Raw genomic sequence first — 13,017 nt, 5'->3', positions numbered from 1 at the left:
GGCATGCGCATGAAGACCGTCGGAGAGGTGCTGGTCGCGCTGCTCGAGGCGAGGGGCGTCGAAATCGTCTTCGGCATTCCCGGCGTCCACACGATCGAGCTCTACCGGGGCCTCGCCGCCTCGCGCATCCGGCACGTCACGCCGCGGCACGAGCAGGCGGCCGGGTTCATGGCCGATGGCTATGCGCGGGCCACCGGCAAGCCCGGCGTCGCCTTCCTGATCACCGGTCCGGGCCTCACCAACGCCGTGACGGCGCTGGCGCAGGCGCGGGCCGATTCGGTTCCCGTGCTCGCGATCTCGGGCGTCAATGCCCGCGCCACGCTGGGCAAGGGGCTCGGCCATCTGCACGAACTTCCCGACCAGCGGGCTTTGATGCGGACCTTCTGTCTGTCGTCGGAGCGCATCGAGGCACCGGAGGATCTGGCGCCCGCGATCGACCGCGCCTTCGCGCTGTTTTCGTCCGGTCGGCCGGGACCGGTGCACATCGAGATACCGACCGACGTGATGGCGCTTCCGTGCCCTGAGGACGGCGCTGCGGCGAATAGCGGTGGCGCGGCGTCGCCGGACCCGGATGCCATCGCCCGCGCGGCGGAAGTACTCGCAAGCCCGGCACGACCGACAATCCTGATCGGCGGTGGCGCGAAAGGCGCGGCGGACCTGATCGCGCCGATCGCGCAACGCCTCGACGCGCCGGTAATCGCGACCGCCAACGCGCGCGGCGTCATGCATGCCCATCCGCTGCTGGTGCCCGCCAGCCCGAGCCTGAAGGCGGTGCGGGCGCTGATTGCGGGCAGCGACGCGGTGCTGGCGGTGGGGACGGAGTTCGGCCCGACCGACTACGATATGTACGCGGTGGGCGGATTCCCGGACCTCCAGAACCTCGTGCGGATCGACATCGACGCCGAACAGCTGGCAAGGCGGCTGGCGGAAATCGCGATCCGGTCGGATGCGCGGTCGGCGCTTGAAGGCCTGTCGGTGGCAATCAACAGAAGCAGCCCGGGCGGGCGTTCCTCGGGCGCAAGCGATGTTCCATCGGTCGGGGCGGAGCGGGCGGCGTCCGCGCGTGACGCGGCATGGCAGGAGATCGGCGAACGCTATCGGACGCATGTCGGGGCGCTGGAGGCGATCCGCGAGGCGATGCCGGGCGCGATCCTCGTGGGCGATTCCACGCAGGCGATCTATGCCGGCAACCTCTTCTACGACCACGACCGGCCGGGCGGCTGGTTCAACGCCGCGACCGGCTACGGCGCGCTCGGCTACGGCCCGCCCGCCGCGATCGGGGCCGCCCTCGGCCGCCCGGACGCGCCGGTCGTGTGCCTTTCGGGCGACGGCGGCATACAGTTTGTGCTGGCCGAACTGGGCACGGCCATGGACGAGAAGGCCAAATTGATCTTCGTCGTCTGGAACAACAACGGCTTCCAGGAGATCGAGTGCGCGATGGTCGAGGCCGGTATCGCTCCGGTCGGCGTAAAGCCCTCGGCACCGGATTTTTGTCTCGCCGCGCAGGCCTACGGCATGCCCGCCGAGCGGATCGAAAGCCTGGCGGGCCTCGGTGATGCGCTGCGGTGCGCCTCGGCGCTTGAAGGGCCGTGCCTGATCGAGGTCGTTAACGATCCGGCGCTGTAAGCGCATTCAGATGCGAGCCTTTGAGGCGGACTGAGATGGTGGTATTCTCGCCGCATGACGAAGCTTCTTGAAAAGGCCGTCGCGGCGGCTCGCGATCTACCTGATGATGTTCAGGACGAGATTGCGCGCATCATGCTCAATCTCGCGGGCGAGGACGGTCCGGTGATCGAACTTTCCTCGACGCAGGAGGGCTCCTTCGCGGAGTCGCTCGCGCAGGCGCGGCGCGGCGAGTTCGCGTCCGAAGAGGATGTCTCCTCGGTTTGGGCACGGCACGGGCTTTGAAGCTCACCTACACTCCGGCAGCGCTTCCCGAACTCGCGACCATCCTGGATTTCATCGACGCGAATTCCGCCGGCGGATCTCGGCGCGTCAAGCAGCGACTTCGCGAGATCGAGCGGCTGCTGCGTCGCTATCCCAATGCGGGTCATAGGACCAGCCATCCGCGTCTCCGACAAATCGCTACAACACCCTATCCTTATGTCTTCTACTATCTCGTGGAGGAGAGCGCTGTCATTGTCATCGCCGTGCGCCACGGTGCTAGGAACACGAATCCCGCCGATCTTGCGCCCGACTAACCCTCCGCCGCCTCCCACGTTGCCCCCGCCGCATCGATCGCATCCGCGATTTCGGCCGGAGGAGGGCGGTCGCTGACGAGCAGGTCGAAGTCGCCGAAGCCGCAGACCTTCACCAGCGCGGCGCGGCCGAACTTGGTGTGGTCGGTGGCGATGACGCGGCGCTCGCCGCACTGGAGCGCCATGCGCGCGAACTCGGCTTCCTCCAGCAGATAGTCCATCGGCCCGAGCGCGGCGTCGACGGCGCCGATGGAGATGATGGCGTGCCGCACGCGGAACCTGGCGATGAATTCGATCGCGGTGCGGCCGAAGGCCGCGCCGTTGTCGCCGTGCAGTTCCCCGCCCGCCATGAAGACCTTGTTGCCGTTGACGGTCGCCAATGTGCGCGCGATGTCGGAGGAATTGGTCACGATGGTCAGTTCGCGCCGGGCCGAAAGCTCGCGCGCCAGAATGCTCGTCGTCGTCCCCGTATCCAGCATGATGCTGTCGCCGTCCCGGATGCCCGCAGCGATGTGGCGGGCGATGCGCCTCTTCTCGGCGGCGTTCTCGCGCATGCGGCGGTCGAACGGCGCCTCGCGCCCGTGATCCGGCAACTGGACCACGCCGTGCATCTTCACCAGTTGCCCGTCGTCGACGAGGGGCCGGATGTCACGCCGCACGGTCTCCAGCGAGACACCTAGGCTGGCGGCGAGCGCGGAGATGCTGGCGGCGCCGTCCCGGCGGGCGGCGAGCATGATCTCGGTCTGGCGCGGTGTGAACTGCATGGACGGCCTCTGCGATGCGCAATCTGTGCCGCATCGATAGGCAATTCAACTCACAAAACCACAAAATGCCAATGGGAAGCCAACAATTCCCACATTGCCGTTGACAGCTAACGCTGCGGCACTTCACACTTGCCCGATGACACGGGAATCCGGCCAGCCAGAAGCCGGGTCGTTGCCTACGCGAAACACAGAGGGATGCGATCGATGTTCTCCAGGACAATGCTTTCACTTGCCGTCTCATCCGCGCTCGTGGCGGGCGGATTGTCGCTGGTATCCGCGCCGGCCCAGGCCGAACCGGAATCCACGGATCCGATCAAGCTCACGCTCCACGACTGGACCGGGCAGCTGATCACCACCAACTTGATGGCCGAGATCCTGAAAAAGGGCGGCTACAACGTCGAACTCGTGCAGGCGGACTACCTGGCGCAGTTCGCCGGCCTCGAAAGCGGCGACCTGCACGTCGCCATGGAAATGTGGGAGACGACCGGCCGCGAGGCGATGGACGCCGCCACAGCCACCGGCAAGGTGGAGAATGTCGGCCCGACCGGCATGAAGGCCAAGGAGGAGTGGTGGTATCCCTCCTACATGACCGAGAAATGCCCCGGCCTGCCAAGTTGGGAAGCGCTGAAGAACGAGACCTGCGCGGAAGCCTTCTCCACGGCCGAGACCGCGCCGAAGGGACGCTATCTCGGCGGGCCGGTCACGTGGGGCGGCTTCGACGACGAGCGCGTCGAGGCTCTCGACCTGCCGTTCGAGGTGATCCACGCTGGCACCGACGCGGCGCTGTTCGCCGAACTCGAAAGCGCCTATCAGCGCCAGGCGCCGATCCTGCTCTGGGTCTACGCCCCGCACTGGGCCCCGGCCAAGTACGAGGGAGAATGGATCGAGTTCCCAGAATACACCGCCGAGTGCTACAGCGATCCGTCTTGGGGATCGAACCCCGACATGGCTTACGATTGCGGCAAGCCCTTCGGAGAGATCTGGAAGGTCGCCTGGGCCGGCGTGAAGGACAAGTGGCCGGGCGCCTACGAGGCGATCAAGGCCTTCACCTTCGACAATGACGAGATGGGCGCGATGATCACCGAGGTCGACCTGAACGGCAAGTCGGTCGAGGAGGTCGTGGCCAACTGGATGACCGAGAACGAGAGCCGCTGGTCCGGCTGGATCAACTGAGGCTCGTCTCGCCAGGCCGGACAATCGGCCGTCCCGGCGTGTGCCGGGCGGCCGGCTCCGGACGAGTATGCGGCGTCCCGTGGAAAAGAACGCGTCGGAAGCATGCCTGAGACAACGGCGCCGGACGCCGCGGCCAAGCTGGTCTGCCGGTCGGTCTGGAAACTCTTCGGATCGGATGCGGAGCGCGTCGCGCGCCTGATTTCCGCGCGCGCCATTACCAAAGAAGAACTTTCGGCCAGCGATGCGATCCCGGCGGTGCGGGACGTCAGCCTCGGCGTCCATGCCGGCGAGTGCTTCGTCATCATGGGGCTTTCCGGGTCGGGCAAGTCGACGCTGGTGCGCTGCATGTCGCGGCTGGTGGAGCCGAGCGCGGGCGAGATCCTGTTCAACGGCGAGAACCTGCTCGCTGCCAGCGAGAAGCGGATGATCGAGATTCGCCGGCACCAGATGGGCATGGTGTTCCAGAACTTCGCGCTGCTTCCGCACATGAGCGTGCTCGGCAATGTCGCCTTTCCGCTCGAAGTGCAGGGCGTGGCGCGGGCACGGCGCGAGGCGCGGGCGCGCGAGATGATCGAGCTCGTCGGCCTTTCCGGGCGCGAGCACTTTTTCCCGCGCGAGCTTTCGGGTGGCCAGCAACAACGCGTCGGCATCGCCCGCTCGCTCGCCGTGGAGCCCGAACTCTGGTTCCTCGACGAACCCTTCTCCGCGCTCGATCCGCTGATCCGGCGCGAGATGCAGGACGAGTTCATGCGGCTGCAATCGGTCTTGAAAAAGACAATCGTCTTCATCACTCATGATTTCGACGAGGCGATCCGGCTCGGCGACCGCATCGCCATCATGAAGGACGGCGCGGTCGTGCAGGTCGGTACGCCCGAGGAGATCGTGCTGGCGCCCGCCGATTCCTACGTCTCGGAGTTCACCCGCAACGTCGCCAGGGCGAAGGTGCTGCGGGTCGGCTCGCTCGCCAGGGCGCTTCCGGGTTCGGTCACGGCGAACGGCTATGCGGGCGAGGTCTCGGCCGCCGCTACCGTCTCGGAGGCGGCACCCCTGTTCGGCGAGACCGGGACGCGGCTTCTGGTGAAATCGCCGGACGGTCAGGCGGTCGGAACGCTCGACCGCGACACGGTCGCCGCCGTGATGATGCGGGGCTGAATCATGTCGGTCGCCGGCCAGGCAAGCGGACTTGACGCGGATCGCCGCGACGTTTCGGCGCCGCCGTACCGTCTTCTGGTCTGGATCGCGGGGCTCTGCATTTTTGCCGCGCTCTGGGCTTTCGCCGACGAGGCGATGCCCTGGGCGCAGGAATATCCGCGCGCCAGGACGCCGCCCTTCGCGCGCTGGATCAGCGCCGTCATGCGCTGGCTGGTCGACGATGCGACGTTCGGCCTCTTCACCTTCACCGATCTCACGCGCTTCCTCGCGTCGTTGGTGGAAGCGCCGTACCGCCTCGTGCTCGGCTTCCTCTCGACGGGTCTCCTGTCGGGGCAGGGTTCGCAGGCGGTGCAGATCGCGCCGCCGCTGTCGTGGATCGGCGTCATCGGGCTCTTCACCGTCGCCGCATGGTTTGCCGGCGGCGTTTCGCTGGCGGGTCTGGCGTTCGGCTGCCTCGGCTTCATCCTCCTGTTCGGCCAGTGGGACAGCGCCATGGTGACGCTCGCGTCCATCGTCGTGGCGGTGCCGATCGGCGCGGTGGGCGGCCTGCTTCTCGGTATCGCTGCGTGGCGCTGGCGCTCCTTCGAGCGGCTGATCTCGCCCGTTCTCGACCTCATGCAGACCATACCGATCTTCGCCTACCTGGTGCCGATCCTGTTCCTGTTCGGCTTCGGCCCGGTTTCGGCCATCGTGGCGACGATCATCTACGCCATGCCGCCGATGACGCGCGTCGCAGTGGTGGCGCTGCGCGGCGTCCCATCCGAGATCGCCGACCTCGGCCGCATGACTGGCTGCACGCGTCGGCAGATGACGTGGCGCGTCATGGTGCCGGCGGCGGCGCCTGGCCTGATGGTCGGCGTCAATCAGGTCATCATGCTGTCGCTCAACATGGTCATCATCGCCTCCATGATCGGAGCGGGTGGGCTCGGCTACGACGTGCTGGCAGCGCTTCGGCGGCTCGACATCGGCGCGGGCCTGGAGGCCGGCGTCGCGATCGTGGCGCTCGCCATCCTGCTCGACCGCATCTCGCAGGCGCTGGCGCGGCGAGTAGGTCAGCATGTCCACGCGGACAACGCCGGCTGGATCGCCCGCCACCCTTATCTCGCCGTTGCCGTTGCGCTGATTTCCGTGAGTGCCCTGGCCGGGCTCGTCTCGGCACCGATGCAGCGCTGGCCGCAGGACTGGGCGCTCTCGACCGGCACCTTCTGGGACGAGGTGGTGCGGTGGATCAACGTCAACTTCTTCGACGAACTCGAGGCCATCAAGAACGCGCTGCTGCTCAACGTGCTGATCCCGTTCAAGCGGTTCCTGCTCGGCCTGCCCTGGCTCGGCGTGACGCTCCTGATCGGGCTCGCGGGGTGGAGCCTCGGGGGCTTGCGCCTCGCGGCACTCGTCGCTGGGCTCGCCACCCTCGTCGCCATGTCGGGGCTTTGGGAAGAGGCAATGACCACCCTCTATCTCTGCGGCATATCGGTCATCGGCGCGCTGGCGATCGGAATTCCGGTCGGCGTCTGGGCAGCGACGCGGCCGCGCGTCTGGCGCGTCGTGCAGGCGGTGATCGACACGTTGCAGACGCTGCCGTCGTTCGTCTACCTGATGCCGGTGGTGATGCTGTTCAGGGTCGGCGATTTCACGGCCATGATCGCGGTGATCGCCTACGCGCTGGCACCCGCCATCCGCTACACCGCCCACGGCCTGCAGCAAGTGGATCCCAGACTCGTCGAGGCCGGCCGCGCGGCGGGATGCACGCCCCTGCAACTGTTGACCAAGATCAGGCTCAGGCTCGCTTTGCCGGAGATCATGCTGGGGATCAACCAGACCATCATGCTGGCGCTCTCGATGCTGGTCATCACCGCGCTGGTCGGCACGCGCGACCTCGGCCAGGAGGTCTACATCGCACTGACCAAGGCCGACACGGGTCGCGGAATCGTCGCGGGGCTGGCCGTCGCGTTCATCGCCATCATCGCCGACCGGCTGATCTCGGCCGCGGCTCTTCGCATGCGCCGGAATCTTGGCCTCGTTACGTAGGGAACCATTCGAATGATCGACGCGATGGCCCGAATCTGGGTCCTGCCGCTCTGGACCGGACCGATCGAGCCGCAGCCGCTGGAGGGCGGCCTCAGCAATCAGAGCTTCACGGTCGAGAACGAGGGACGCAAGTATGTCGTTCGCTTCGGCCGCGACTACGTCTTCCACCACGTCATCCGCAGCCGCGAGGTGATGACCGCCAGAGCCGCGCACGAGGCCGGTTTCGCGCCCGAGGTGGTCTATACCAGCCCCGGCGTCATGGTCTCGCACTTCATCGAAGGACGGACCTACACCGCCGACGACATGCGCGCGACCATTCCCGAGGTGGCGCAGATGGTCAAGCGCTTCCACGTCGAGATGCCGAAGCACGTTTCCGGGCCGGGCTTCATGTTCTGGCCCTTCCACGTCATCCGTGACTATGCCCGCATCCTGAAGGCGGACCGCAGCCGTGTGAGCGCGGAACTGCCGGGCTACGTCGAACTGGCCGACGAACTCGAGAAGGCACAGGTGCCGCTGCCGATCATCTTCGGCCACAACGACTTCCTTCCGGCCAACCTGCTGCACGACGGCGAGCGCCTGTGGATCATCGACTTCGAATATGCCGGCTTCACCACCGCCATGTTCGATCTCGCCGGCATCGCCTCGAACGCGGGCTTCTCGAAGGAGGAATCCGACGAGCTTCTGGGGCTCTACTTCGACGCTTCGCCGACGCCCGAGATTCGCCGCTCGCATTCGGCAATGCAGTGCGCGTCGCTGCTGCGCGAGGCGATGTGGGGCATGGTGTCGGAAGTCCATCTCGACAATCCCGGCATCGACTACGCCGGCTATGCGCAGATGAACCTCGACAAGCTCGAGGCCGCGCTCGACGCCTACAGAAGCGAATTCGGAAAGACCTGAACCATGGCGCTTCCCGCCCACGCGCAATTCGTCGTCATCGGCGGCGGCATCATCGGATGCTCCACCGCCTATCATCTGGCCAGGGACCACAGAGCGGACGTGCTTTTGATCGAGCAGGGCAAGCTCACATCGGGCTCGACCTGGCACGCGGCGGGGCTGGTAGGACAGCTGCGCTCCTCCGCCTCGATCACGCAGCTGCTCAAGTACTCCGTGGACCTCTACAAGCGGCTCGACGCCGAGACGGGGCTGGAGACCGGCTGGAAAATGACCGGCTGCCTGAGGCTCGCCACCAGCGAGGACCGCTGGACGGAGTTCAGGCGTCTCGCCACCACTGCCCAGAGCTTCGGCATGGATATGCACCTCGTTTCGCCGCAGGAGGTGAAGCGCATGTGGCCGCTGATGGAGGTATCGGACCTCGTCGGAGCCAGCTGGCTGCCGACTGACGGGCAGGCGAGCCCGTCCGACATCACACAATCGCTGGCAAAGGGGGCGCGCATGCACGGCGCGAGGATCGTCGAGGGCGTGCGGGTGACCGGCTTCGACATGGACGGCGGGCGCATCACCACCGTCCACACGACCGACGGTGCCGTGACATGCGAGAAGGTCGTCAATTGCGGCGGGCAGTGGGCGCGCCAGATCGGCGCGATGGCCGGCGTCGAGGTGCCGCTGCAGCCCGTAAAGCACCAGTACGTCATCACGGAGAGGATCGAGGGGTTGTCTCCGGACGCGCCGACCATCCGCGACCCGGACCGGCGCACCTATTTCAAGGAGGAGGTCGGCGGGCTGGTGATGGGCGGCTACGAGCCGGACCCCCAGGCCTGGACGCTGGGGGACGTTCCCGGCGACTTCCAGTTCCAGCTCTTCCCCGACGACTGGGACCATTTCGAGCAGCACATGGAACAGGCGGTGGCGCGCGTGCCGGCGCTGGCGCAAGCCGGCGTCAAGCAGATGATCAACGGCCCGGAGAGTTTTACGCCCGACGGCAATTTCATACTCGGCCGGCCGGCCGAATGCGCCAACATGTATGTCGGGACGGGCTTCAACGCCTTCGGCATCGCTTCGGGCGGCGGCGCCGGCTGGGCGCTGGCGCAGTGGGCGGTGGCGGGCGAGGCGCCGCTCGACCTGTGGGTCGTCGACATCCGCCGCTTCTCCGAGCTCCACCGCGACCGGCAGTGGGTCTGCGACCGTACGCTCGAAGCCTACGGCAAGCACTACACGGTCGCCTTCCCGCACGAGGAACCTGTCAGCGGCCGGCCGCGCCTGGTCTCGCCGCTCTACGACAAGCTGAAGGACCGCCGCGCCGTCTTCGGCTCCAAGCTCGGCTGGGAGCGGCCGAACTGGTTCGCGCCGGAAGGCATGGAGTCCCAGGACCGGTATTCGATGGGCCGGCAGAACTGGTTCGGTCCGGTCGGCGAGGAGCACCGGCTGGTGCGCGAGAATGTCGGCATCTTCGACCAGTCCTCCTTCGCCAAGTTCGAGCTGAGCGGCCGCGACGCGGCGGCCGCGCTGGAGACGATCTGCGCCAACCGCGTCGCGCGCGAGCCGGGGCGGCTGACCTACACGCAGATGCTCAACTCGCGCGGCGGCATCGAATGCGACCTGACCGTGGCGCGGCTTTCGGACGACCTGTTCTACATCGTCACCGGCACCGGGTTCCGGACCCATGACGGCGGCTGGATCCGCGACCACCTGCCGGCCGGCGGCGAAGCCGTGCTGAGCGACGTCACCGAGCGTTTCGGCACGCTCTCCCTGATGGGACCGAAGGCGCGCGACGTGTTGTCGGCCGTGACAGACGCGGACGTCTCGAACGCGGCATTTCCGTTCGGCCACGTGCGCGAGATCGGCATCGCCGGGCAGGCCGTGCGGGCGCTGCGGGTGACCTATGTCGGCGAACTCGGCTGGGAACTGCACGCGCCGCTCTCCGGCCTCGGCGCGATCTTCGACGCGCTGACGGAGGCGGGGCACCGCCACGGCATCGCGCCGGTCGGCTACCGCGCGCTCGAATCGCTCAGGCTCGAAAAGGGCTACCGCGCCTGGGGCTCCGACATCACGCCCAACGACTCGCCCTTCGAGGCCGGCCTCGGCTGGGCGGTGAAGCTAAAATCGAATTCGCCGTTCATCGGCCGCGAGGCGGTGACGAAGGCCGCCAATGCGCCGTTGAAAAAGCGGCTCGCCTGCTTCACGGTCGAGGACCCCGGCGTGGTGCTGCTCGGTCGCGAGACGATCCTGCGCGACGGGCAGTTCGCCGGTTATCTGACCAGCGGGGGCTATGGCTACACGGTGGGCAAGCCGGTCGGTCTCGGCTACCTCCGCCGCGCGGAAGGCGTGACGGACGCGTGGCTGGCGGAGGGGAGCTACGAGCTGGTCGTTGCGACCGACCGGGTGCCGGCGGCGATCCACATGCGGCCGTTGTACGATCCGGAGAACCGCCGGGTGAAGGGGTGAGAACCTGTTTCCATTGGTTCGAGCTTCCGGAGACATGGCGGAGGCTGCCCACAACGGTATTGCCAATGCTCCATGTGGGAGGCAACCTTGGTTGATGCTGAGGGATAGCCGCGATATCATCAAACGGCTGAGATCGGATGGCTTCGAACTCGTTTCGGTGCGCGGATCACACCACAAGTTCCGCCATAGGGACGGACGTGTGGTCATCGTGACGCATCCTCGCAAGGACATTCCGCCGGGAACCTTGCGGTCGATCTACGAGGCAGCCGGATGGCCGAAGGACTGATCGAATGGGATCGCACTACATCGCCCTGATCCACAAGGCACCGGACAGCGGGTACGGGGTGTCGTTCCCTGACCTGCTCGGCGTGACGACGGTGGCCAACACGCTCGACGATGCGCTTCGCGAGGCGTCCGTGGCGCTCGCCTTCGCGCTCGAAGACTGGCCCGGCGGCGCACCTCGTCCGCGGACGCTCGATGCGCTCCGCGACGATCCCGCCTTCCTAGACTGGTCGGCCGACGCCGTCGTGGCTGCCGTCAGCCCAGACGTTCCGGTGAACGAGGCCGCATAGAACTCGGGCCGCGCGTACGATGTTCTTCCTTGCCTGATGCGACTTCGCTCCAAAGATCCTCACAGCACCTTCAGCACCAGCCCGCGGCTGGGGACCGTTCCGGCCTCGCCGGGCATGGAGACGTAGGGTTCGGTCTCCTCGGCGGTCTCGACCAACCCTTTGCCCGAAAGGCCGGCGACGTGGGCGGCGAAGTCGTCCCAGAGCGTGTTCTTCACCGTCAGCACGATGGCGCCGCCGGGGCGGCAGATGCGGACGAGTTCGTCCAGGCCTTCGGGGCCGACATGGCCGGTGGTGAAGACGCCGGCCGAGACGATGCCGGCGAAGTGGCCGTCGGCGAAGGGCAGGGGGTGGCCCAGCGCCAGCCGGTGCAGCTTGGCGTAGACCTTTTTCCGTTCCGCCTGCGCCAGCATACCTTCCGAAAGGTCGAGCCCTTCGACCGCCGGATAGCCGACGATGCGCAGCCACTCGCCGATGAGCCCCGTGCCGGCGCCGGCGTCGAGCAGCGGCGCGGCCGCGCGCGGGACATAGCGCGTGAGCAGCGCCAGGCAGATCGTCGGGTGGCGGTAGCCGTTGGCCGACATGTCGGTATCATAGGTCGCCGACCAGCTGTCGTAGTGCTTGGCGATCTCCTCGGGCGATTTCGCCGAATAGACCGCGCCGAGCGCGCCGTCGTGCTTTTCGTCGGCCATGGATGATCCTCTCTGCCATTTCCCTTGCGTCGCCCCACCCTAGCGGAGGAGGCGATAATGTGGAACCGTCGGGGGCGGAAACGGAGCGAAAGGGAGACGACGATTGACGGACGAAGCGGCAAGGACGGACCTCGAGGACGCGCGCGCGATGATGGCGAAGGTGCCGGGGTTCGAAGCGTACAGCGGACCATTGCAACGGCTGGGCGGGCTGACCAACCGGGTGTACCGCGCCGGCGACCATTGCCTGCGCATTCCGGGCAAGGGGACGGAGGAATACATCGACCGGGGCCACGAGAAGGTGGCGGCGCAGGAGGCGGCGAAGGCCGGGGTGAGCCCGGAGGTAATGCATTTCGGCACGGACGGGGTGATGGTGAGCCGCTTCGTGGAGGGGGCCGAGACGATGTCGCCGGAGGCCTTCCGCACCCGCGCCGGCGCGCCCGCCCGAGCCGGCGCGGCGTTTCGCAAACTGCACGAGTCTGGCGCGAAATTCCCGTTCCGGTTCGAGCTGTTTTCGATGATCGACGGCTACCTGAAGGTGCTGGCGACCAAGGACGTGACGCTGCCCGACGGCTACCACGACGTGGTCGCGGAGGCCGAGACGGTGCGGGCCGCGCTCGCCGCGCATCCGCTGCCGCTGGCGCCGTGCCACTGCGACCCGCTGTGCGAGAACTTTCTCGATACGGGGGAGCGCATGTGGATCGTCGACTGGGAGTATTCGGGCATGAACGACCCGATGTGGGATCTCGGCGATCTTTCGGTCGAGGCCGGATTCGACGCCGAACAGGAGGAGGAGATGATCCGGGCCTGGTTCGGCGGCGAGCCCACGGCGGCCGAACGCGGGCGGATCGTGATCTACAAGGCGATGTGCGACCTGTTGTGGACGCTGTGGGGCCTGATCCAGCACGCCAACCGAAACCCCGCCGACGACTTCTGGGCCTATTCGGTGAACCGCTTCGAGCGCTGCAAGGCGCTGATGGGAACGCCGGACTTTTCGCGGCACGTCGAGGCGGTGGCGCGGGGGTAAGTGCGTCCTTCGAGGCTCCCTTCGCTCGCACCTCAGGATGAGGGAGATCGGGGGCAGGGCACAGCTTCCTTTTTT

At 67.1% G+C, this 13,017-nt stretch carries 13 protein-coding genes; 11 read left to right on the top strand and 2 right to left on the bottom strand.

The features are described from left to right. Positions 1–9 precede the first annotated feature (9 nt). The 3 genes from ABGN05_RS16190 to ABGN05_RS16180 are packed head-to-tail and all read left to right on the top strand — an operon-like array spanning position 10 to position 2,201. Positions 10–1,626 (top strand): 5-guanidino-2-oxopentanoate decarboxylase, encoded by a 1,617-nt coding sequence (locus ABGN05_RS16190; RefSeq protein ID WP_367955066.1) that lies wholly within the window; start codon positions 10–12, stop codon positions 1,624–1,626. A 54-nt stretch (positions 1,627–1,680) separates the two neighbouring features. Next, the gene (locus ABGN05_RS16185; RefSeq protein WP_367955065.1) at positions 1,681–1,908 is read left to right on the top strand and encodes a hypothetical protein; all 228 of its coding nucleotides are present in this window, start codon (positions 1,681–1,683) and stop codon (positions 1,906–1,908) included. After that, entirely contained in the window at positions 1,887–2,201 is a 315-nt protein-coding gene (locus ABGN05_RS16180) for a type II toxin-antitoxin system RelE/ParE family toxin (protein ID WP_367955064.1), read from the top strand. Before ABGN05_RS16185 ends, ABGN05_RS16180 begins: the two co-directional genes overlap by 22 nt. Here the strand turns inward: ABGN05_RS16180 and ABGN05_RS16175 are convergent. Continuing rightward, a complete protein-coding gene (locus ABGN05_RS16175; RefSeq protein WP_367955063.1) occupies positions 2,198–2,962 on the bottom strand; it encodes a DeoR/GlpR family DNA-binding transcription regulator in 765 nt (254 codons plus the stop codon). The two genes, ABGN05_RS16180 and ABGN05_RS16175, sit on opposite strands and share 4 nt — an antisense overlap. Before the next feature lie 204 nt (positions 2,963–3,166). On the opposite strand from ABGN05_RS16175, the gene ABGN05_RS16170 reads away from it, so the two are divergent. The 7 genes from ABGN05_RS16170 (at position 3,167) to ABGN05_RS16140 (ending at position 11,229) form a co-directional block, all read left to right on the top strand. After that, positions 3,167–4,135 (top strand): ABC transporter substrate-binding protein, encoded by a 969-nt coding sequence (locus tag ABGN05_RS16170; protein WP_367955062.1) that lies wholly within the window; start codon positions 3,167–3,169, stop codon positions 4,133–4,135. A gap of 102 nt (positions 4,136–4,237) precedes the next feature. Further along, positions 4,238–5,287 carry a quaternary amine ABC transporter ATP-binding protein gene (locus ABGN05_RS16165; protein WP_367955061.1) on the top strand — a complete coding sequence of 350 codons (1,050 nt, stop codon included), beginning with the start codon at positions 4,238–4,240 and terminating at the stop codon, positions 5,285–5,287. A 3-nt stretch (positions 5,288–5,290) separates the two neighbouring features. Then, the gene (locus ABGN05_RS16160) at positions 5,291–7,315 is read left to right on the top strand and encodes an ABC transporter permease (protein ID WP_367955060.1); all 2,025 of its coding nucleotides are present in this window, start codon (positions 5,291–5,293) and stop codon (positions 7,313–7,315) included. Positions 7,316–7,327: 12 nt separating this feature from the next. Further along, complete coding sequence (locus tag ABGN05_RS16155) at positions 7,328–8,212, top strand: phosphotransferase (RefSeq protein WP_367955059.1); 885 nt, start codon at positions 7,328–7,330, stop codon at positions 8,210–8,212. Positions 8,213–8,215: 3 nt separating this feature from the next. Continuing rightward, positions 8,216–10,657, top strand: a complete 2,442-nt coding sequence (locus ABGN05_RS16150) for a GcvT family protein (protein ID WP_367955058.1) — start codon at positions 8,216–8,218, stop codon at positions 10,655–10,657. Between the two features lie 94 nt (positions 10,658–10,751). Further along, positions 10,752–10,943 carry a type II toxin-antitoxin system HicA family toxin gene (locus ABGN05_RS16145; protein WP_367955057.1) on the top strand — a complete coding sequence of 64 codons (192 nt, stop codon included), beginning with the start codon at positions 10,752–10,754 and terminating at the stop codon, positions 10,941–10,943. A 4-nt stretch (positions 10,944–10,947) separates the two neighbouring features. Then, the gene (locus ABGN05_RS16140) at positions 10,948–11,229 is read left to right on the top strand and encodes a type II toxin-antitoxin system HicB family antitoxin (RefSeq protein WP_367955056.1); all 282 of its coding nucleotides are present in this window, start codon (positions 10,948–10,950) and stop codon (positions 11,227–11,229) included. A 59-nt stretch (positions 11,230–11,288) separates the two neighbouring features. Here the strand turns inward: ABGN05_RS16140 and ABGN05_RS16135 are convergent, their stop codons facing one another. Then, complete coding sequence (locus tag ABGN05_RS16135) at positions 11,289–11,918, bottom strand: class I SAM-dependent DNA methyltransferase (protein ID WP_367955055.1); 630 nt, start codon at positions 11,916–11,918, stop codon at positions 11,289–11,291. Positions 11,919–12,066: 148 nt separating this feature from the next. Here ABGN05_RS16135 and ABGN05_RS16130 point away from each other — a divergent pair, with 148 nt between their 5' ends. Then, complete coding sequence (locus tag ABGN05_RS16130) at positions 12,067–12,942, top strand: phosphotransferase (protein ID WP_367955148.1); 876 nt, start codon at positions 12,067–12,069, stop codon at positions 12,940–12,942. The last annotated feature ends 75 nt before the right edge of the window (positions 12,943–13,017 follow it).

Origin of the sequence: Aquibium pacificum, from assembly GCF_040839445.1 — a bacterium.
In the GTDB taxonomy this organism is placed as follows: domain Bacteria; phylum Pseudomonadota; class Alphaproteobacteria; order Rhizobiales; family Rhizobiaceae; genus Aquibium; species Aquibium pacificus.
Note: the sequence above shows the minus strand (reverse complement) of the source record. Positions and strands in the feature narration are given on the sequence as shown.